This window comes from Flexivirga lutea, assembly GCF_054778955.1.
Window position 1 is genome coordinate 634,630 of sequence record NZ_BAAGZB010000002.1, and the last position, 19,511, is coordinate 654,140.

General features: G+C 69.6%; 22 protein-coding genes. 9 read left to right on the top strand and 13 right to left on the bottom strand.

Annotated elements, in window-relative coordinates; all coding sequences use genetic code 11:
- Nucleotides 1–26 precede the first annotated feature (26 nt).
- Nucleotides 27–485, bottom strand: coding sequence for a cysteine dioxygenase (locus ACYVBN_RS09375; protein WP_460600270.1), 459 nt, complete (start codon nucleotides 483–485; stop codon nucleotides 27–29).
- 384 nt (nucleotides 486–869) lie between these two features.
- Between ACYVBN_RS09375 and trxA the strand changes: the two genes are divergently transcribed.
- Nucleotides 870–1,256, top strand: a complete 387-nt coding sequence (trxA, locus tag ACYVBN_RS09380; RefSeq protein WP_440281015.1) for a thioredoxin — start codon at nucleotides 870–872, stop codon at nucleotides 1,254–1,256.
- Between the two features lie 15 nt (nucleotides 1,257–1,271).
- Here trxA and ACYVBN_RS09385 read toward each other — a convergent pair whose 3' ends face one another.
- The 10 genes from ACYVBN_RS09385 to ACYVBN_RS09430 all read right to left on the bottom strand — a co-directional run bounded on the left by ACYVBN_RS09385 (nucleotide 1,272) and on the right by ACYVBN_RS09430 (nucleotide 11,783).
- A complete protein-coding gene (locus tag ACYVBN_RS09385) occupies nucleotides 1,272–1,763 on the bottom strand; it encodes a DUF2599 domain-containing protein (protein WP_460600271.1) in 492 nt (163 codons plus the stop codon).
- 91 nt (nucleotides 1,764–1,854) lie between these two features.
- Nucleotides 1,855–2,478: a class I SAM-dependent methyltransferase gene (locus ACYVBN_RS09390; protein WP_460600272.1), complete on the bottom strand. Its 624-nt coding sequence runs from the start codon at nucleotides 2,476–2,478 to the stop codon at nucleotides 1,855–1,857.
- On the bottom strand, nucleotides 2,478–3,557 hold the full coding sequence (locus ACYVBN_RS09395; protein WP_460600841.1) for a glucosidase family protein: 1,080 nt from the start codon (nucleotides 3,555–3,557) through the stop codon (nucleotides 2,478–2,480). Before ACYVBN_RS09395 ends, ACYVBN_RS09390 begins: the two co-directional genes overlap by 1 nt.
- 5 nt (nucleotides 3,558–3,562) lie before the next feature.
- Nucleotides 3,563–4,285: a class I SAM-dependent methyltransferase gene (locus ACYVBN_RS09400; protein ID WP_460600273.1), complete on the bottom strand. Its 723-nt coding sequence runs from the start codon at nucleotides 4,283–4,285 to the stop codon at nucleotides 3,563–3,565.
- Nucleotides 4,282–5,559, bottom strand: coding sequence for a glycosyltransferase family 4 protein (locus ACYVBN_RS09405; protein WP_460600274.1), 1,278 nt, complete (start codon nucleotides 5,557–5,559; stop codon nucleotides 4,282–4,284). Before ACYVBN_RS09405 ends, ACYVBN_RS09400 begins: the two co-directional genes overlap by 4 nt.
- A gap of 16 nt (nucleotides 5,560–5,575) precedes the next feature.
- Nucleotides 5,576–7,090: a flavin-containing monooxygenase gene (locus ACYVBN_RS09410; RefSeq protein WP_460600275.1), complete on the bottom strand. Its 1,515-nt coding sequence runs from the start codon at nucleotides 7,088–7,090 to the stop codon at nucleotides 5,576–5,578.
- A 103-nt stretch (nucleotides 7,091–7,193) separates the two neighbouring features.
- Complete coding sequence (locus ACYVBN_RS09415) at nucleotides 7,194–7,850, bottom strand: LutC/YkgG family protein (RefSeq protein ID WP_460600276.1); 657 nt, start codon at nucleotides 7,848–7,850, stop codon at nucleotides 7,194–7,196.
- Nucleotides 7,847–9,319, bottom strand: coding sequence for a lactate utilization protein B (locus tag ACYVBN_RS09420; protein WP_460600277.1), 1,473 nt, complete (start codon nucleotides 9,317–9,319; stop codon nucleotides 7,847–7,849). Before ACYVBN_RS09420 ends, ACYVBN_RS09415 begins: the two co-directional genes overlap by 4 nt.
- Nucleotides 9,316–10,068, bottom strand: coding sequence for a (Fe-S)-binding protein (locus tag ACYVBN_RS09425; RefSeq protein ID WP_440281023.1), 753 nt, complete (start codon nucleotides 10,066–10,068; stop codon nucleotides 9,316–9,318). Before ACYVBN_RS09425 ends, ACYVBN_RS09420 begins: the two co-directional genes overlap by 4 nt.
- Nucleotides 10,065–11,783, bottom strand: coding sequence for an L-lactate permease (locus tag ACYVBN_RS09430; RefSeq protein ID WP_460600278.1), 1,719 nt, complete (start codon nucleotides 11,781–11,783; stop codon nucleotides 10,065–10,067). Before ACYVBN_RS09430 ends, ACYVBN_RS09425 begins: the two co-directional genes overlap by 4 nt.
- A 124-nt stretch (nucleotides 11,784–11,907) precedes the next feature.
- On the opposite strand from ACYVBN_RS09430, the gene ACYVBN_RS09435 reads away from it, so the two are divergent.
- The 3 genes from ACYVBN_RS09435 to ACYVBN_RS09445 are packed head-to-tail and all read left to right on the top strand — an operon-like array spanning nucleotide 11,908 to nucleotide 14,508.
- The gene (locus tag ACYVBN_RS09435; RefSeq protein WP_460600279.1) at nucleotides 11,908–12,624 is read left to right on the top strand and encodes a FadR/GntR family transcriptional regulator; all 717 of its coding nucleotides are present in this window, start codon (nucleotides 11,908–11,910) and stop codon (nucleotides 12,622–12,624) included.
- Nucleotides 12,621–13,769: a geranylgeranyl reductase family protein gene (locus ACYVBN_RS09440; protein WP_460600280.1), complete on the top strand. Its 1,149-nt coding sequence runs from the start codon at nucleotides 12,621–12,623 to the stop codon at nucleotides 13,767–13,769. Before ACYVBN_RS09435 ends, ACYVBN_RS09440 begins: the two co-directional genes overlap by 4 nt.
- Before the next feature lie 16 nt (nucleotides 13,770–13,785).
- Nucleotides 13,786–14,508 (top strand): class I SAM-dependent methyltransferase, encoded by a 723-nt coding sequence (locus ACYVBN_RS09445; RefSeq protein ID WP_460600281.1) that lies wholly within the window; start codon nucleotides 13,786–13,788, stop codon nucleotides 14,506–14,508.
- On the opposite strand, the gene ACYVBN_RS09450 is transcribed toward ACYVBN_RS09445, so the two are convergent.
- Complete coding sequence (locus ACYVBN_RS09450; protein ID WP_460600282.1) at nucleotides 14,505–15,896, bottom strand: glucose-6-phosphate dehydrogenase; 1,392 nt, start codon at nucleotides 15,894–15,896, stop codon at nucleotides 14,505–14,507. The two genes, ACYVBN_RS09445 and ACYVBN_RS09450, sit on opposite strands and share 4 nt — an antisense overlap.
- A gap of 160 nt (nucleotides 15,897–16,056) precedes the next feature.
- Here ACYVBN_RS09450 and ACYVBN_RS09455 point away from each other — a divergent pair, with 160 nt between their 5' ends.
- Nucleotides 16,057–16,458, top strand: a complete 402-nt coding sequence (locus ACYVBN_RS09455; protein WP_460600283.1) for a rhodanese-like domain-containing protein — start codon at nucleotides 16,057–16,059, stop codon at nucleotides 16,456–16,458.
- On the opposite strand, the gene ACYVBN_RS09460 is transcribed toward ACYVBN_RS09455, so the two are convergent.
- The gene (locus tag ACYVBN_RS09460) at nucleotides 16,448–16,933 is read right to left on the bottom strand and encodes an OsmC family protein (protein ID WP_460600284.1); all 486 of its coding nucleotides are present in this window, start codon (nucleotides 16,931–16,933) and stop codon (nucleotides 16,448–16,450) included. The two genes, ACYVBN_RS09455 and ACYVBN_RS09460, sit on opposite strands and share 11 nt — an antisense overlap.
- Nucleotides 16,934–17,044: 111 nt before the next feature.
- Between ACYVBN_RS09460 and gntA the strand changes: the two genes are divergently transcribed.
- From gntA to ACYVBN_RS09480, 4 genes are all read left to right on the top strand, one after another.
- Nucleotides 17,045–17,800, top strand: a complete 756-nt coding sequence (gntA, locus tag ACYVBN_RS09465) for a guanitoxin biosynthesis heme-dependent pre-guanitoxin N-hydroxylase GntA (RefSeq protein ID WP_460600285.1) — start codon at nucleotides 17,045–17,047, stop codon at nucleotides 17,798–17,800.
- Nucleotides 17,797–18,390: a DUF1989 domain-containing protein gene (locus tag ACYVBN_RS09470; protein ID WP_440281032.1), complete on the top strand. Its 594-nt coding sequence runs from the start codon at nucleotides 17,797–17,799 to the stop codon at nucleotides 18,388–18,390. Before gntA ends, ACYVBN_RS09470 begins: the two co-directional genes overlap by 4 nt.
- Before the next feature lie 67 nt (nucleotides 18,391–18,457).
- Complete coding sequence (locus tag ACYVBN_RS09475; RefSeq protein WP_440281033.1) at nucleotides 18,458–18,943, top strand: low affinity iron permease family protein; 486 nt, start codon at nucleotides 18,458–18,460, stop codon at nucleotides 18,941–18,943.
- A gap of 47 nt (nucleotides 18,944–18,990) precedes the next feature.
- Nucleotides 18,991–19,509: a flavin reductase family protein gene (locus ACYVBN_RS09480; protein ID WP_460600842.1), complete on the top strand. Its 519-nt coding sequence runs from the start codon at nucleotides 18,991–18,993 to the stop codon at nucleotides 19,507–19,509.
- Nucleotides 19,510–19,511 lie beyond the last annotated feature (2 nt).

A 19,511-nucleotide genomic window follows, 5' to 3' on the forward strand; every position in this document is an offset into this window, starting at 1 on the left:
TTGCAACAGCGGTCCCTTCCGGGCGGTCAGGCGCCGGCGTCGATCGCGACCGGCTGGCCGTTCTCCCAGGCGTATGGCGTCATCTCGGTCAGTCCCGGCGCATACGCGTGGATGGTGACCGCATAGCCATCGCCGACATTGGTCAGGTTGTGCGCGGTGCGCGGGCCGATCGACTTCTCGTCACCCTCGCACAGTTCCGACCAGTGTTCGGTGCCGCCCTTCCACTGCCGGTCGATGAGCTCACCCTCCACGACGACCATCGCACCGGCGGCGACGCCGTGGTCGTGCCACCCGGTCGACGCCCCGGGCGGCCAGGTCATCACCCAGACCTCGAGGTGGGGTGTCTTGGTCAGCTGGTGTCGTTGCCGCTCGGCACCGGTGCGCTCGATCGTGCTGGTCACTCCGGCTTCGTGCGCGAAAAGCTTTGCCATGCGGACCAGTTGGTCACTGGTGAAATCCCGGACGCCGGGTGAAGCAGTTGTCATCGAAGTCTCCGTGGAAAAGGGAAAGGTCGCGCCGCCGTGGGGCGCTGGTGGTCTGCGGCGAGCTGAACGACGGTCGGCTCAGGAGCGGCAGACATGCCACGGCGTCATACGTCGCCGGTCGGCGATGCGCATGAGCGGCGTGACGTGCGAAGACATGCCATCAGCAGAACATGGGACGGACCCGTTTGCCAAACGCAATCTCGGTCGTATCACCATACGAGATCGGCATCTTGGGATGTGGACGTCCGGTTCGTCGGCCGCGGAAGGATCCGCGGCGTCCGCTCGTTGGCACTGAGGAGGGCGGCCGATCCGCTGCGGACCGGGACCGCGGCCGACACCGAATGTCGGCAGCCTTCACCGAGGACCGACTCAAGGAGCACCGCAATGGCAACCAAGACCCTCACGACCGACACCTTCACCGACGAGGTGCAGTCCGACGGCATCGTGCTGGTGGACTTCTGGGCCGACTGGTGCGGCCCGTGCAAGATGTTTGCGCCGATCTTCGAGGATGCTTCGAAGGAGCACCCGGACATCACCTTCGGCAAGGTCGACACGGACGCGGAACCGGCGCTGAGCCAGGCCCTGCAGATCACCTCGATCCCGACGCTGATGATCTTCCGCGACGGCATCCGTGTCTTCGCGCAGGCCGGCGCCCTGCCCGGACCGGAACTCAACTCGCTGATCGACCAGGCCCGCAAGCTGCCGATGGACGAGGTGCGTGCGCAGATCGCCGAGGAAGAGGCCAAGCAGGCCAACCCCGACCAGGAGTAGCCGGCGCAGTCGGCGTCAGCTCTCCGGACCGCCGGGGTTGCAGCCGGCGTCATACATTCGCTGCGCCGAGACGACGGGGCGCCAGGGCTCGAGGTTCCAACTGGGCTTGTTCGGGCGGGCGAGTCGGGCGAAGACCCAGTGACAGTCGAATTGCGCTCGCATCCCTGGGCTTCCGGCGTCGGGTGCCTTCCGCAGCACTTCCCGCCAGGCCTGCTGCTCCGCATCCTCGCCCTGGGCGACCCGGCCGTGCGGTGTCGGATGGACCTGCAGACTCGCCCCCCTCGGCAGACGTACCCACACCACCCGGCCGATGTATGGCGGAGGCGTGGCGTTGTTCGAACTCGGCCGCGGCGCAACGCTTTGCGTCGTGCTGGCGCCAGCGGACCGGGACATCGTCACCGACGCCGCGGCGGCGGACGGCGCCGGACCGCTCCCGGTGGCGCTCGTGCCACACGAGGCGACGGCGCCGAGCAGCAACAGCGTCATACCGACGCGAACCAGGGACATGCCGGCATTCTCACCGACTGACGCTCGAAACAGCGAGTGACGCCGCTGCAACGGCGTCAGTCACGACCAACGGCGTCAGTCGCCGAGCTCGTCAATCGCTCGCACCAGGCGCGGACAGCACCCGCAGCGATCCGTGCTGCGCGACCTCGCCGAAGCCGTCGGCGATCGCTGCTTGTACGACGTGCCACGGCGCCTGACCGCCGTCGGCCGGGTCCGGGAAGACGTCGTGCACCAGCAGCAGGCCACCCGGGACCAAGTGCCGCGCGAACGCCCGATAGTCGTGCTGCGCGGTCTGCTCGGTGTGGTTGCCGTCGAGGAAGAGCAGATCGATCGGTGAATTCCACCAACTGGCAACAACTTCCGTGCGTGCGACAACCGCGGAGCACACGTCGGCCAGCGCGTCGAGCACTGGCCGGAAGTGCGGCAAGGTGTCGAGCAGGCCGCTCGTCGGGTCGACCATCGTGCTGTCGTGCCACTCCCAGCCCGGCTGGTTCTCCTCCGAGCCGTGATGGTGGTCGACGGTCACCAGTCGTGCGTCGCGCGCGCGGGCGGCAGCGCCCAGTAGCAGGGTCGACTTGCCGCAATAGGTGCCGATCTCCAGCCAGGTGCCGGGGTTCGCGCGCAGCGCGACGTCATACAGTGCCTCGCCCTCGTCGACGGGCATGAATCCCGTTGTCGCCGCCACGGTTTCGGCGAGCTCCGAAGGCACGGGCATCACCCGGCCGCCTCGCCGCCGGCCGCCTGCACCGCCGCGACGGACTCGTCGCCCGGCCATCCGGCGTCGCGCCAGAGCGCCGCACCGGCGGTCGTCTGGGTCACCGCATCGGCCGCCAACAGCACGGCGGCCGCCGTCCAGGACGTCTGCTCCCGGGGCCAGAGCACCATGTCGGGCAGGTTCCGGCCGGTCCAGTAGCCGCCGGTCTCCCGGTCGCGCAGACCCTGCAGGTCGGCGAGCACGGCCAGCGCACGGTCGGTGTCCCCCGTCGCGTCGAGTGCGGCGACCAGCTCCGCCGACTCGGCGGAGGTCACCCACGGCTGGTCGCTGACGCATCGCGCGCCGTGACCCGGCCGGACGAAATCGGCCCAGCCCGCGTCGATGCGGGCGATCGCCGCCGGTCCGCGCACCGCACCGGCGAGCACCGGGTAGTACCAGTCCATCGAGAACCGCGACCGGTCGGCGAAGGACTCCGGGCGCTCGCGCAGCGCCTCGGCGAGCCGATTGCCGGCCCACCGCCAGCGGGGCCGGTCGTGACCGAGAGTCGCGGCGATGAGGCAGGCGCACTCGATCGACTGCAGTGCGCTCGCGCTGCCGGTCAGCAGCGCGAAGTCGGCCACCCCGCCGTCGGTGCCGACCGCCCAGCCCAGCTGCCCGCCGGGGTGCTGCGCCCGGATCACGAAGTTGATCGCGGCCTCCACCGTCGGCCACAGCCGCGCGAGGCCGTCGGTGCGGCCGGTGACCAGGTAGTAGTGCCACACTCCGACCGCGAAGTACGCGCACTGGTTGGTGTCGGAGCCGGCGTCCTCGATGCCGCCGTCACGCAGCACCATCGGCCACGAGCCGTCCTTGCGCTGGGTGGCCGCCGACCACTCCAGGGCGCGCCAGGCCGCGGACCAGTGCCCGGCCACGGTCAGCCCCATCGCCGCCTCGACGTGGTCCCAGGGATCCAGGTGGCTGCCGTCATACCAGAAGATCGCGCCACTGGAGCGCTGCTGCCGCAGCACGAATTGCGCTGTGGCAGCACACTCTTCGGCGGTCAGCACGCCGGGGACGGCCAGCGCGCCGAGCCGTCGCATCACCGTCACGCCTGCTCCGGCTTCCGCAGGTAGGCCACGAAGCTCTTGCCCGCGAACGGATTGAGAGCGTTCTCGGCGGCCCGTGTCACGAACGGCGCCTTCATCATGTCCCACACCAGCAGCCGGTGATAGGCCTTGACCGCCGGGTTGGTGTCGTTGTCCGGGCCGACGGCGCACTTCAGCCACCAGTAGGGCGCGTGCAGCGCGTGCGCGTGATGTTGTTTGTATGGCGCCAGGCCCGCCCGCTGCAGTTTGGCGACGAGCTCGGAGGCGCGGTAGATGCGGATGTGCCCGCCCTCCACCTCGTGGTAGGAGTCCGACAGCTTCCAGCAGATCTTCTCCGGCCAGCTGCGCGGCACCGAGACGGCCACCAGCCCACCGGGCTTCACGACCCGGAAGATCTCCGCCATGACCTGCTCGTCCTCGTGCACGTGCTCGAGGATCTCCGAGGCGATGACCCGGTCGAAGCTGTTGTCCTCGAACGGCATCGAGCGCGCGTCACCGTGCAGGACCGTGCCGGACGCACCCTCGGGCACCTCGCCCTCGAGCTCCATCGCGCCGAACATCGTCTTGATGTCGGCCAGGTCCGACTCGGACTGGTCGAACGCGGTCACCACGGCGCCGCGGCGCAGCACCTCGAAGGAGTGACGGCCCTGTCCGGCGCCGACGTCGAGCACGCTCATCCCCGGGGAGACCGGGAAGGCCGAGTCGAAGTCCATCGTGATCATCGTGGTGACTCCTCGTAGTTCCCCGCCTCGGTTGGCGCGACTTCCGCGGGCATCGTGCGCCCGCTCGCGGCGATCACCTCGGCGTAGACCTCAGCCGTGGCCCGGGCGACCGCGCGCCAACTGTAAGTCTCGACCGCCCGGGTCCGGCCGGCCGCTCCCATCCGGACGGCTTCCGCCGGTGAGTCGAGCACCTGCTCGATCGCCGCCGCCAGCGCCGCCGGATCCCCGGCCGGCACCAGGCGGCCGACCCCGTCGGCCAACAGGTCGGGCAGCGCTCCCACGCCGGACGCCACCACCGGCGTGCCGCACGCCATCGCCTCGACGGCCGGGATCGAGAAGCCCTCGTAGCGCGAGGGGATGACCTGCAGCGAAGCCGACGCGACGAGTTGCGCCAGCTCCTCGTCGGTCAATCCACTGCGGAACGTCACCCGGTCGACCAGCCCGGCGTCGGCGAGCCGTTTGCCGGTCGCCTCGGACGGTGTGCCGACCACGACGAGTTCGCTCCACGCATCGTGCGGCAGCGCGGCCAGTGCATCGACGAGCACCGGCATACCCTTCAACGGCACGTCGGCGCTGACGATCGCCACGATGCGCCCGGGCACCCGCGGTGTCTCGCGCGGGCGGAAGCGGTCGACGTCGACACCGACCGGGACGACGCGCATCCGGTCGCGCGGCACCCCGAAGTCGGCCGCGATATCCCGGGCGGACACCCGCGACACCGTCAGGATGTGCTCGCTGCGCCGCGCCACGCGACGCTGCATCTGCACGAAGCCGTACCACCGGCGTTTGGTGATCCGGTCCCAGCCGGTCGCCGCGTCCAGCTCCAGGCGCCGGTCACGGCTGATCGGGTGGTGGATCGTGGTCAGCAACGGCAGGCCGCGGCGCTCGAGTGCCAACAGCCCGGGTGCGAGCGTCTGGTTGTCGTGCAGGATGTCGAAGTCGCCCGTCCGATCGCGCAGCAGCCGCGACAGGCGCATGCCGAAGGTACGCGGCTCCGGGAAGCCGGCGGTGCACATCGTCGCGAACTCCAGAACGTCCACCGCAGCACGGAATTCGCGCAGCGCCGGCCGCCGGAACGGGTCGTCCGCGCGGTAGAGGTCAAGGCTCGGCACCGGTGTCAGCCGCACGCCGTCGTCGAGCTTCGGGTAGGGCGGGCCGCTGAAGACCTCGACGTCGTGACCGAGCGCGACGAGCTCACGGGACAGGTTGCGCACGTAGACGCCCTGGCCACCCGAGTGCTGCTTGCTGCGGTATGACGCGAGCGCGATCCTCATGCGTGATGTGCCGTCATCAGGCGACGCTCCCGACGGCGGCACCGGCACGGTGCACGTCGTCGTTCGGCGAACGCCGCTCACCGGGTCGCACGAACGTCATGTCGTCGGTCACGTCGGCCCGTCGGGCGTCCCGCCGGTCGGCGAAGTAGTTCTGCCGCAGGAACCACGGTTTGCGGTCGCCCTGCTTGGGCAGCGTCGCGATGGACCGCTGGATGTAACCGGCCGCCAGGTCCAGTGCCGGCGACGTCGGCATCTCGCGCTCGACGGTCGGGTAGCCGTAGGCGTGCCCCTGCTGCCGGACGTGATTGACGAACCGGCAGAAGAACTTCGCCGACAGGTCGGCGCGCAACGTCCAGGAGGCGTTCGTGTAACCGATGCAGATCGCCGCGTTGGGCACGCCTTCCAGCATCAGCCCTTGGTAGATGTAGCGGCTGCCCGGGTCGCACTCCTGCCCGTCGACCCGCACCGTCGCACCGCCGGCGAGCTGCACGTTGAGCCCGGTCGCGGTCACGATGACGTCGGCGGGGATGCTGCGGCCCGAGCCGGTGCGGATGCCGTCGGTCTCGATGCGCTCGACCGTGTCGGTGACGACCTCCACGTCGTGCTGCCGGATCGCCGTGAAGAGGTCGGAGTCGGGCACGACGCACAAGCGTTCGTCCCACGGGTTGTAGCGGGGGGTGAAGGCGGCCATGTCGACGCCGCTGTCCTTGAGCTGGCGCTCGACACCGCCGCGCAGCACCTTGGTCGCCAGGCCGGGGGCCCGGCGGCAGAACTCGTAAAACCCCACCGAGGTGGCGGCGTTCTTCAGCCGCGTGGCGGCATACGCCTGCTTGCCGGGAAGCAGCTTGCGCAGCGTGTGGGCGAACGCGTCCCGGGACGGGAGGCTGATGACGTAGGTGGGCGAACGCTGCAGCATCGTGACGGCCGCGCCCTTCCGGGCGAGGGCCGGCACGAGAGTCATCGCGGTCGCCCCCGAGCCGATGACGGTGACCCGCTTGCCCTCGACGTCCAGGCCGTCGGCCGGCCAGAACTGCGGGTGGATGACCTCGCCGGGGAAGTCCTCAATGCCGGGGAAGTCCGGCCGGTAACCCTGCTCATAGTTGTAGTAGCCGGAGCAGAGGTAGAGGAAGTCGGCGGTGACCTCGCGCTCGCCGTCGGGGGTGGTGACGGTGACCGTCCAGCGGGCGTCCTGGCTCGACCAGTCGGCGGCGGTGACCCTGGTGGAGTAGACGATCCGCTCGTCGATGCCGTACTTGGCCGCGGTGTTCTTCAGATAGGCCAGGATGTCGGCGCCGTCGGCGATCGACTTCTCACCGGTCCACGGCTCGAACGGGAACCCGAGGGTGAACATGTCCGAGTCGGAGCGGATCCCGGGATAGCGGAACAGGTCCCACGTGCCGCCGAGGCTCTCGCGGGCCTCCAGGATCGCGTAGTCGGTGCCGGGACACATGGTCTGGATGCGGTAACCGGCGTCGATGCCGGACAGGCCCGCCCCCACCACCAGCACCTCGTAGTGATCCTGCAAGGGCATCGCATCTCCTCGGCTCGCCGATCGGGGGTCGTCCGGGGACCAAAGTTACCCGCCGGTCACCTGGCACGCCAGATCGCCCACCGGTGACGCCCCCGCCCGCTGCTCAGTCCGCGACGACCACCACGTGCAGGTGACGCGGACCGTGGACTCCCTCGATCCGGTTCAGCTCGATGTCGCTGGTGGCGCTCGGGCCGCTGATCCAGGTCAGCGCCCGGTGGGCGTCGATCGCCGGCCGCAGCAGCCGTATGGCGCCCGGGACGTCCGCGGTCACCTGGCTCTCGGACACGACGCACACATGCACGTCCGGCACCAGGGTCAGCGCCCGGCGCCCCTGGTCGGGCGTGTGGTCCAGCACGATCGTGCCCGTCTCGGCGATGCCCACCGAGGCCGCCGTGACGACCGCGTCGCAGCCGTCCAGCTCGGCGGTGGTCAGCCCGTCGTCGGTCACCGTGTGCGCGGTGACCACGCTCAGCCAGTCCTGGTCCAGTCCGGGCGGTATGACGACCCGCTCGGCGTCATTCGTGCGCAGCGCCGCGGCGACGTGCGCGGCGATGTCCTCCGGGGTGCACCGCTGCACGACGGCGCGATAGTCCGCGGTCACCTCCACGAAGCGCTGCACCATCGCCTCGTGCTGCTCCGGGCCGGCGGGCAACCGGGGCGCCATACGACCGGGATCGGGTGGGGTGTCGGCCTGCCGCGCGCCGGTCTCGTCGAGCGCGTGCCGGATCCGGCCGAGGATCTCCTCGCGTGCGCCTGTCATGTCGACTCCTCGTCGTGGGTGCGTCGCCACCAGGAGCGGAACGACTCCTTCGCGGGGACGGGTGCGTTGCGCGCCTGCGTCCAGGCGGATGCCGGCCAGGGCAACTGGCTGATGGAGGTCTTCTTGCCGAGCAGCCGGCCGGCCGCGGCGGCACCGGCCTGCACGCCCTCCAACCGCTTGTGGCTGCCGAAGATCCAGGATGCTGCACGCATCCCGGCCGCTTCGGCGGAGGGCACACCGCCGCGGTGCTCGTCGACGACCTGGCTGCGCAGCTCGACGAGCATCCGCGGTATGTCGATCCGCACCGGGCACGCCTCGAAGCAGGCGCCGCACAGGCTCGAGGCATAGGGCAGCGACTGGTCGATCTCGCTCGTGGTCCCGCGCAGTTGCGGGGTCAGGACGGCGCCGATCGGGCCGGGATAGACCGACCCGTAGGCGTGCCCGCCGGCGCGTTCGTAGACGGGGCAGACGTTCAGGCAGGCCGAGCAGCGGATGCAGCGCAGCGCCTGGCGGCCGAGTTCGTCCTCCAGGACGTGGGTGCGGCCGTTGTCGAGCAGCACCACGTGCACGTCCTGCGGGCCGTCCTCGGGCGTCGCGCCGGTCCACATCGTCGTGTAGGGGTTCATCCGCTCCCCCGTGCTGGACCGGGGCAGCAACTGCATGAAGGTGCCGAGGTCGTCCCAGGTCGGCACAACCTTCTCGATGCCGACCACGCTGATCAGCGTCTCGGGCAGGGTCAGGCACATCCGGCCGTTGCCCTCCGACTCCAGCACGACGAGCGTCCCGGTGTCGGCGACGGCGAAGTTCGCGCCGGAGATCGCCACCTTCGCGCGCAGGAACTTCTCCCGCAGGTGCTTGCGGGCGGCCTCGGCGAGCTGGGCCGGCTCGTCGGTCATGTCGTCCGGCGCGGGCCGCCCGACCTTGCCCATCTCGCGGGCGAAGATCTCGCGGATCTGACTGCGGTTGCGGTGGATCGCCGGCACCAGGATGTGCGACGGACGGTCGTGACCGAGTTGCACGATGAGCTCGGCGAGGTCGGTCTCCCACGCGTCGATGCCGGCCGCCTCGAGCGCTTCGTTGAGCTCGATCTCCTGGGTGGCCATCGACTTGACCTTGACGACCTCATCGGTGCCGGCGGCCTGCACCAGCTCGGTGACGATGGAGCACGCCTCGTCGGCATCGCGCGCCCAGTGCACGGTGGCTCCGGCAGCCTGCAGGTTGCGCTCCAGCTCCTCCAGGTGGTGGTCCAGGTTGTTCAGCGCGGCGTCCTTGCTGCGGGCGCCGTCGACCCGCAGCTCTTCCCAGTTGTCGACCTCGCCGACGACCTGCGCCCGCTTGTCGCGGATGGTGTGCGTCGCCATCTGCAGGTTGTGCCGCAGCACCGGATTGCGCAGCTCGGGAGCCGCGAGCTTCGGGAACTTCGGCATACCGAGGTATGTCGGGGTGGTCGTGCCGACGGGGTTACTCATGCCGGGTCCTCCTCGGTCGATGCCAGGATCTGCGCCAGGTGCAAGGAGCGGACGCCCGAGCGACTGCGGTCGAGCAGTCCGCCGATGTGGGCGAGACAGGAGTTGTCCCCTGCGACGACGACTTCGGCGCCGGTCTCGCGGATGTGCCGTGCCTTGTCGGAGCCCATCGCCACGGAGATGTCTGCGTTCTTCATCGCGAACGTCCCTCCGAATCCACAGCATTCGTTGGCGCCGGGCAGTTCGACGAGGTCGATGCCGCGGACCGCCCGCAGCAACTGGAGCGGCCGGTCCCCCACGTGCAGCATGCGCAGTGAGTGACAGGTCGGGTGGTAGGTGACGCGGTGCGGGAAATAGGCCCCGACGTCGGTCACACCGAGCACGTCGACGAGGTATTCGGACAACTCGTGGACCCGGGGTGCGAACTGCTCCACCTCGCGGGCGAGTCCCTCGTCACCGCACCGCCGGGCGATCCACGCGTGCTGCTCGCGGACCGACCCGGTGCAGGACCCCGACGGCGCCACGACCGCGTCATACGACCCGAACACCTCGAGGAAGGAGCGGACCAGCGGCAGCGCCTCGTCGACATACCCGGTGTTGGTGAACATCTGGCCGCAGCAGGTCTGCTCGACCGGGAAGTCCACCGTGACACCGAGGCGTTCCAGCAGCGTCACCGTCGCGCGCGGCGTCTCCGGCCAGACCGTGTCGTTGAAACAGGTGGCGAAGAGCGCGACGCGCGGTGCTGAGGTCATGGCAGCATCCATGCAAGCACGGTCGACTGAAGGCCGACCAGCAGGCAGACGATCACCAGCAGGCCGATCGACCACAGGATGACCTTGCGGAGGATGTCCGACTCGCGGCCGACCAGGCCCACGGCGACGGCGGCGATGGTGAGGTTCTGCGGGCTGATCATCTTGCCGACCACACCACCGGCGGAGTTGCCGGCGACCAGCAGCGTCGGGTCGATGCCGGCCTTGTGACCCGCGGTCTGCTGCAGCGTCGCGAACAGCGCGTTGGAGCTGGTGTCCGAACCGGTGACGGCCGTGCCCAGCCAGCCCAGGATCGGCGACAGGAAGGCGAATGCCGCGCCGGTGCCGGCGATCCAGGTGCCGATCGTGACGGTCTGACCGGACAGGTTCATCACGTAGGCCAGGCCCAGCACGGAGGCGACGGTCAGGAAGGCGAAGCGCAGCTTTGCCCCGGTCTCGACGAATTCGCGGCCCCATTGCGCCGGGCTCACCTTGTAGACCAGCGCGACGACGACCGAGCAGATCAGCAGCAGCGAGCCGGGCGAGGAGAGCCAGGGCAGGGTGTAGACGGTGGTCTTGCTGACGGCGCCGGACGCGCTGAGCACGTGGCCGTCCAGGCCGGGCCACTCGATCTTGACGTCGGTGTCGGCCAGGAAGTTCTTGATCGGGTCGATCAGCTTCGCGGCGGCGAAGACCGCGATGACCAACAGGTAGGGAAGCAGCGCCATACCGATGCGACTCGGAGTGAGATCGCCGGCTCGCTGATCCATCTCCTCGGCCGAGGTGAAGGCGATGTCGTCCTCCGCGACGCCTGTCCCCGCATCACCGGATCCGGCTCCGACAGTGGCAAATTCGAGCTTGCGGGCCTCGGCAATGGACTCGTTGGCCTCGTCGCGGCCCTGCGGCTGCCAGAAGCGGAGCATGATCACGGCGGCGGCGAGGCCGACGAGAGAGGCGATGACGTCGGTCAGCTCGACGGAGATGTATGACGCCGAAACCCATTGCGCCACAGCGAAGGCCGCGCCGACCACGAGTGCGATCGGCCAGGTCTGCCGGACGCCGCGGCGGCCGTCGACCAGGAAGACGAGCATGAGCGGGACGACCAGCGCGAGCACCGGGGTCTGGTGGCCGACATACGCGCCGACGACGTTGTAGTCGATGTGCGTCAGGTTGCCCGCGGTGATGATCGGGATGCCGATCGCACCGAACGCCACCGGAGCGGTGTTGGCCAGCAGCGCGACGGCAGCGGCCCGCAACGGCGAGAAGCCGACCGCGACGAGCATGACGCCGGTGATGGCCACCGGTGCGCCGAAGCCGGCCAGCGCCTCCAGCAGCGCGCCGAAGCAGAAGGCGATGATGATCGCCTGCACCCGCGGGTCGTTCGACACGAGGTGGAACGCCGCGCGCAGGTCCTCGAAGCGGCCGCTGACGACGGTGATCTGGTAGAGCACGATCGCGCTGAAGACGATCCACATGATCGGCACCAGGCCGTATGCCGCACCCTCCGACCCGGACAGCAACGCCAGCGAGACCGGCATCTTGAAGGCCGCGACGGCGACGATCAACGCGATGACCAGGCCGGTCAGGCCGGCCCAATGCGCCTTCCAGCGCAGCAGTCCGAGCGTGAGGAAGATGCTCAGCAGTGGTAGGGCGGCGATCACCGCGGACAGCCACAGGCTGTCCGCGACCGGGGTGACGGGTGGTTGGTAGGTCGGCATGTGCGAGCTCCAGACAGGGGACCGGTGCAGGGGACATAATGGTCAGACCATTAATGTGACGCAGAACATACCAGGCGAACCGCCGCTGCGTAACCCCCTTCCGGCACGTCGTAGGCTCACCGTCGTGTCCGATGACGTCACGCCGAAGAAGGCCTGGGAGCTGGTCGTCGACTGGGTCGAGCAACGAATCCTGAGCGGTGAGTACACCGTCGGGTCGCACCTGCCGGCCGAACGTGAACTCGCCCAACGGGTGGGAGTGAGCCGGGCGGCCGTGCGGGAGGCGGTGCGCACCCTGCAGGCCTCCGGGGTGGTGCGCTCCTCGGTGGGCGCGGGCGCGGCGGGCGGCACGACGATCACCGGGGCGCCGCACCAGGCGCTGACCCGGTTGCTGCGCCTGCACGTCGCGCTCGCCAACTTCCCCACCCCGGACGTGACCGAGGTGCGGGTCGCACTCGAACGGCTCTCGACCGGCCTGGCCAGCCGGCGAGCGACCGCCGACGATCTGGCCCGGATGCGCGACCTGCTCGAGGCCATGGACGACGACACCCTCACCATTGCCGAGTTCAACAACCACGACACCGGCCTGCACGTCGCGATCGCCGAGGCGGCGGGCAACCGGCTGGCCAGCGACCTGACGATCGCGATCCGCGAGTCGATGCGACTGCCGATCCTCTCCGGCCTCGCGGCCCTGGAGCGCTGGGAGGATGCGCGCGCCGTCCTGCGGGCACAGCACCATGCGATCGTCGACGCCATCGCCGCGCAGGACGCGCCGCAAGCCGTCGCGTGCGTGGAGGAGCACATCCGGTCGGCATACGCCCGCATGACGAGCCTGCACCCGTGACGCCGCCGGTGTATGACGTCGTGGTCGTCGGCGCCGGACCGGCCGGCAGCCGTGCGGCGCAGACGGCCGCCGAGTCCGGCGCCTCGACCCTGCTGGTGGATCGGGCGACGTTCCCCCGCTACAAGACCTGCGGGGGCGGCCTGATCGGCCCGACGCTGGCGTCGCTGCCGGCCGGGTTCGAGGTGCCGGTGCAACAACGGATCACGCGGGCCTCGTTCACGATGCGCGGGAGGTCGGTTTTCGAGAAGTCCACCGGCGACCGCATCCTCAGCCTGGTCGACCGCACGGAGTTCGACGCCGCACTGCTGGAGGCCGCGCGCGCCGCCGGCGCCGAGGTGCGCACCGGCGTGACCGTCACAGCCGTGCGGCAGAGCGGTGCCCTGGTCACCCTGTCGACCTCGGCCGGCGCGATCGAGGCTCGTGCCGTCGTCGGCGCGGACGGATCGGCGAGCCGGATCGGCCGGTACGTCGGGGTCGAACTGCGCCAGGTCGACCTGGGCCTGGAGGTCGAACTCGCGCCGGACGCCGCCGCACGCCGCGCCTGGGCCGGCCGCGTGCACCTGGACTGGGGTCCGGTGCCGGGGTCCTACGCGTGGGTCTTCCCCAAACGGGATGTGCTCACCGTCGGGGTCATCATGGCGAAGGGCTCACCCGCCGAGACCAAGCAGTATCTGACCGATTTCGTTGACCACCAGCGGTTTTCCGCGTTGCCGGTCGTCCGGGACTCCGGACACTTGACCCGCTGCCGGGCCGCCGGCTCACCGCTCGGGCGCGGCCGGGTGCTGGTCGCCGGGGACGCGGCCGGACTGCTCGAGCCCTGGACTCGCGAGGGCATCTCGTACGCCGTCCGCTCCGGCGTGCTCGCCGGTGCGGCGGCGGCCCGGGTGGGCACGGACACGGCTGCACCGGAGGCGGGTCTGGCGTCATACGCACGAGGGATCGCGGACGGACTGGGTGCCGAGATGGCCGTCGGCGAGCGCACATTGCGCGCCTTCGAGCGGCATCCCCGCGCCTTCCACACGCTGCTGCGGACGGCGCCCGGCTGGCGCGTCTTCACCCGCATCACGCGCGGCGAGACGACGCTGGCCCGGGTGGCCCGGCACCGGGTCGTGCGGGCGGGGCTCACCGCGATGAACCGCTGGTGAGGTCGCCGGATGTCGTATGACGGCCGACTCGGGGTATGAGGGTGCGGTGAGCGACTTCGAGCAGGCGCGTCAGGAAACCGTTCGGTACCACGAGGAGCTGTATGCGGCAACGGATCTCGGCGAGTCCGGGACCTGGCTGGCCGAGCCGGATCCGTTGTTGTCCACCGCACTGGACCTGGTGCCGGACGACCGGCCGACGGTCGCCTACGACCTCGGATCCGGCATCGGCCGGCACACGGTGCCGATGCTGCGCCGGTTGCCGCCCGGCTCGCAGGTGTATGCCGTCGACCTCCTACCGTCCGCCCTCGAGCAGCTCGCAGACGCCGTCCCGGCCGGAATATCCACCGTGGTGCACACGCGCGCAACGGATCTGCACGATTTCGACTTCGCGGAGCCGGCCGACCTGGTCTTCGCGTTCTCCGCGATCGAGCACCTGCCACGGCCGGGCGCGGTGCGAGACCTGCTGTCGCGCATCCGGGGCGCGATGCGGCCCGGCGGTGTGGTGGCGCTCGGGATCATCGCCGACCGCGTCGAGATCCGCAGCGACGGCAGTCGTCGACCGGCGCTGCTGGAGAGCGACCTGTCGATCGACACCTCCCGCGAGATGCTCGCAGACGTCTTCGCCGACTTCACGGTGGCCGATGTGCAACTGCGTCCGGCCGAGGTGGAGGAAGAGCGTGACGGCGAGCACTACACGCTCGCGTCGACGCTGTTCGACTGGGTCGGTGTCGCGCCCTAACCGACCACGGAGTCGTCGGGCAGCCAGCCGTCCGGCCCGGCGGAACCCGCCGGGTAGGTCTCCATCGGCACCCGCCCTGCCTTCCACGCCTTCAGCACGGGATCCATGATGCGCCAACACGATTCGGCGGCATCGCCACGCACCGACAGCAGGCTGTCGCCGTCCAGGATCTCACGCAGCACCTCGCCATAGGGAAGCATCCAGCCGGGCGCCAGCTCGGCCCGCAACGTCTTCTGCTCCAGGTCCATCGGGTTCCCCTCGGCGTTCATCGTGAGCACGAACGACACCGCACCCGGTTTGAGATCGATGATCAGCTTGTCCGGCGCGGCCGTGTTGTCGAAGCCGCTCGGCAGGTGCGGCACCGGCCGGAAGTAGGCGATGACCTGCTTGCGCGGTGCGCCGAGCGCCTTGCCGCTGCGCAACGTGAACGGCATACCGGCCCACCGGTTGTTGCGGACCTCGACCTGCACCTGGGCGAGCGTCTCGGTCTCCCGCGACGGGTCGACGCCCTTCTCCCGGGTGTATGCCGGGATCTTCCGGTTGCCGATCCGGCCGGCGGTGTAGCGGGCGCGCTTGCTGGACCGTTTGGGACTGCCGCCCCACAGGTGCGTGGCGCGCAGCACCTGCGCCTTCTGGTCCTGCACCTCCTGCGCGGACAGGTCGGCGATCGATTCCATCGCGAAGATGCCGAGCACCTGCAACAGGTGCGACTGCAGCATGTCCTTCAGCGCACCGGCTCCGTCGTAGTAACCCGCCCGGCCTTCCAGCGCGAGATCCTCGTCGTAGATGATCTCGACGCGCTCGATGTGTTCGGCACTCCAGATCGGTTGCAGGATCCGATTGGCGAAGCGCAGGCCGATCAGGTTGAGCACTGTGGACTGCCCGAGGAAGTGGTCCACCCGGAAGATCTGCTCCTCGGGGACGACCCGGTGCAACTGGGCGTTGAAGGCGCTCGCGGACTTCTCGTCGCCGCCGAAGGGCTTCTCCAGCGCCAGTCTGGTGTCGTCCGGCAGTGGGATGTCCTCCAGCAGCCGGCAGACCTGGATGGAGGCGGCCGGTGGCAGGGCGAAGTAGATGACCAGCGGGCCGGTGCAGCTGGCGACGAGAGCGGCGAGCTGGTCGGGATCGAGCAGGTCGGTCTGCTGGTATCTGGTGCGCGACAGCACCGAGCGGGTGGGCCGCGCCGGCACCGGCACGGTGCCGAAGGCGTCCTCGACCCGGCTCTTCCACTGTGCCGCAGACAGATCCGCCCGGTCGGCGCCGATGATCTCGATCTTCCGGGCCGGCTCGATCTTCAGCAGGCTGCCCACTCCCGGCAGCAACAGTCGATGGGTGAGGTCACCACCGGCACCGAGGATGAGCAGGGTCACGGGGTTGTCAGCAGCCATGGCCACGAGCATGGCATGCCGGGCCGGATTGTTCGCGATGCGGACGGCGGCAGTTGCCAGCGGCCGACGCCAGCAGGTAACGTGATGTTATGCTACACATCATCTCATGTGATTTTGGTCGGCTCGTCCATCGTGCGGTCGATCAGTTCGTGGGTGTTGTATGACGACCGCTGCCGTCTCCGAGATGACCTGGCAGTCGGACCTTTTCGTCGCCGCGTCGACGGCGACCCCCATCCGGCCGGCGGCGCCCGGCCCGGTGCAACTGCTCAGTCCGCGCGCGGCCTTCCAGGAGGTGCTCTGGCAACGAGCGGCGCTGGTCGACATACGACCCGCGCGGCAGCGGGCGGCCGCAGGCGAACCTGCCGTGTCACTGGCGCCACGGCCGCTCGAGGACGCCGGCCCGCAGGGGGAACCGGGGCAATCCGTCATCGTGCTGTGCCAGGACGGATCGGCGTCGCCCGCGGTTGCCGAATCGCTGGCCCGCCAAGGCGTTCGACGGGTCGCGACCGTCGTCGGCGGCTTCGCCTCCTGGCAGGCACTCGGCCTGCCGGTCAGAGACTGACCCGGGCGACCTCCGTGCCGTCGATCAGGAAGCGCGCCTCGATCGTCAGGTGCGAGCGCAAAGAGTTGGCGATGAAGCACTGCTCGTGGGCGATGCGCGTCAGGCGCTGCAGCTGGTCGAGTCGGCTGCCGGCCGCCAGAGTCACCACGGGGCGCAGCACGATCTCGCTGACCGACATCGGCGAATCCCCTTCGCGCATGGTGCCTTCGGCTGCGTCGGCGTAGTCGACGACATCCAATCTGGCACGCGCCGCGACAGCCAGGAAGGACAGCAGCTGGCAGCTGCTCGCCGCCATCACCAGCAGGTGCTCGGGGTTCGGCAGCGCTGGGTCGCCACCGAAGTGCGGATCCGACGACATCCGCATGCCGGTCAGCTCGGCCGGAGCGACCCGGTGCTCGCGCGGGTAGGCGGCATACCCCTCGCCGGTCGATCCGTGCCAACTCAAAGCGACCGGGTACGAGTGGAGTTCGGCCATGTCCCGATCCTATGCCGCCTCGGTGCGCCGACCGGTATGCCGCCCCGGCCGCGGTTCAGCCGCACCACGGCGGGTATTCAGCGCGGGTCACCCCTGAGCGAAGGAGCTGTCATGGCGCAGGAACATGCCGCGGTCAATGTGTCCGGCCCGCCGACCGAGACGTGGACCGTCCCACCGGCGGGTGAGCTGGATCCGGCAGTGGTCGAGGAGACCTTCCGCAGGATGATCCTGCACCCCGAGTATCCGTGCGTCGGAGCACGATCGGTGCTGACCCAGGCCCGCGCGACGGTGCAGATCCTTCCCCGCCTGGGCTCCCCGGAGGCCGCGGAGTTGCTGCTGCCGACGCTGGACCGGTTCGCCTCGACGGTGGACTTCGAGGAGGGATTTGCGTCGTTCCTCGCCGTCTTCCCCGAGCCCGCCCGGCTCACCGAGGAACGTTTCGAACAGCTGCTGTGGCAGCAGCTGCAACTGCTCGCCGAGGCCGACGAGGAGCCGTGGACCGATGAGGTGTCGGACGACCCGGCCGACCCGCACTTCTCCTTCAGCGTCGCCGGCACGCCGTTCTTCATCGTCGGCCTGCACCCGGACGCCTCCCGGCTGGCGCGCCGCGCACCGTGGCCGACGTTGGTGTTCAACGCCCACCAGCAGTTCGAGCAGCTGCGCGCGAGCGGGCACTACGGCCGGATGCAGGACCGGATCCGCGATCGCGACGTGCGGCTGCAAGGTTGCGTCAACCCGATGGTCGAGGACTTCGGCGAATCCTCCGAGGCACGGCAATACTCGGGTCGTGCCGTCGACGAGACCTGGACGCCGCCGGTCGACCTGAACGCCGCCCAGACCCCCCACCCCAACAAGGAGAATCGATGAAGCATCGCCTCGCCCCGCAGACCGGCGAAGGACTGCAGCTGACCGCCGGTGACCAGCTGGTGATCACCGACCCCACCGGCGGCCAGGTGAGCGACTTGTTCTGCGTGGCCGCGGACGGCACCGGTGACTGGCTCAGCAGCGGCCGCACCATCGACTACGCCGACAAGATCTACCTGACGACCGGCGACACGCTCTACAGCAACACCAGCCGTCCGATGCTGACGATCACCGAGGACACCTGCGGCCGCCACGACTTCATCCTGACCCCGTGCAGTCAACAGACCTTCGATCTGCTCTACCCCGAATTCGATGGTGCGCCGCACCCGAGCTGTTTCGCCAATCTCTGCCAGGCGCTGGACCGCTTCGGCGTGCAGCCGACGACGATCTCGACCACGCTGAACGTCTTCATGAACGTGTGGTTCGACCCGGACGGCACCATGCACATCGACCCGCCCACCTCGCGGGCGGGCGACCGTTTCGTCGTCCGTGCCGAGACGGATCTGTTCGTCGGCGTCACCGCGTGCTCGGCGGAGAAGTCCAACGGTGGCGTCTGCAAGCCGATCGACATCGAGGTCGTGCCGGGCGGTTGATGCGGCCGGCAGCGGGTACACCATCCGCAATCCCATCCGGTCGCGCTCTTCACGAAGGAATGCAGACATGACACAGACGTCCACCGATGATGCGCCGGAGGCGCCCGAGGACAGACCGCATCACCAGAACGCCTCCGCGACAACGGATCCGGCTACCTCGGCACACATGCCGTCCGATGTGACCGACCACCTCGTATTCTTCGACAGCTTCGCGACATCGGCGTCGCGGTTCTTCTCCAATGCCTGGTTCTTCGCCTTCTGCGTGCTGTTGGTCGTGCTGTGGGCACCGTCGTACTTCGTGCTGGGCAACCTGGACACGTGGCAGTTGATCATCAACACGGTCACGACCATCGTGACCTTCCTGATGGTCGCGCTGCTGCAGAACAGTCAGACGCGCGCCGACGACGCGCTGCAGGACAAGCTCAACGCGATCTCGGCCGCGCTCGGCGAGCTGATGACCAAGAGCGGCATCGACCACTCCTCCGTCCAGGAACTGCGTATGGCGGTGGGTCTGGAGGACAAGGAGTCGTCCTCCGCCGGCAAGTCGGCGTGACGCAGCCGCCGCAGGGTCCGGGCCGTACCGTGTCGGAGGTGACAGCGATGACGGACGCGTGGGAAGAACTCACCGGGTCGTTCGACCCTGCCCTGGTGATCGTCACCACGGCGCTGGACGGCGAGCGCGCCGGCTGCCTGGTCGGCTTCCACACCCAGTCGAGCATGGATCCGCCCCGCTACTGCGTGTGGCTGTCCAAGGCCAACCACACCGCGCGGGTGGCCCAGCGGGCCAGCCACCTGGCGGTCCACGCCGTGCCGGTGGGCGAGCTCGCACTGGTGCAGCGGTTCGGCTCCGAGACCGGCGACGCCGTCGACAAGTTCGCCGGCCTGACGGTGCGCGACGGCCCGGGTGGAGTGCCGCTGCTGGCTGCGTGCCCGGCCGGCGTGGTGCTGCGCCGCTGCAGCTTGTTGGACGAGGGCGGTGACCACCTGTGCATCACCGGCGAAGTGGTCGATGCCTGGTCGGCGGCGTTCGACCCGGTGCGGCAATCGCGGGTGGCCGACCTCGAGCCCGGTCACGAGAACACCGAACGCCCGCACCCGCCCACCGAACGGGCCGACTGAGC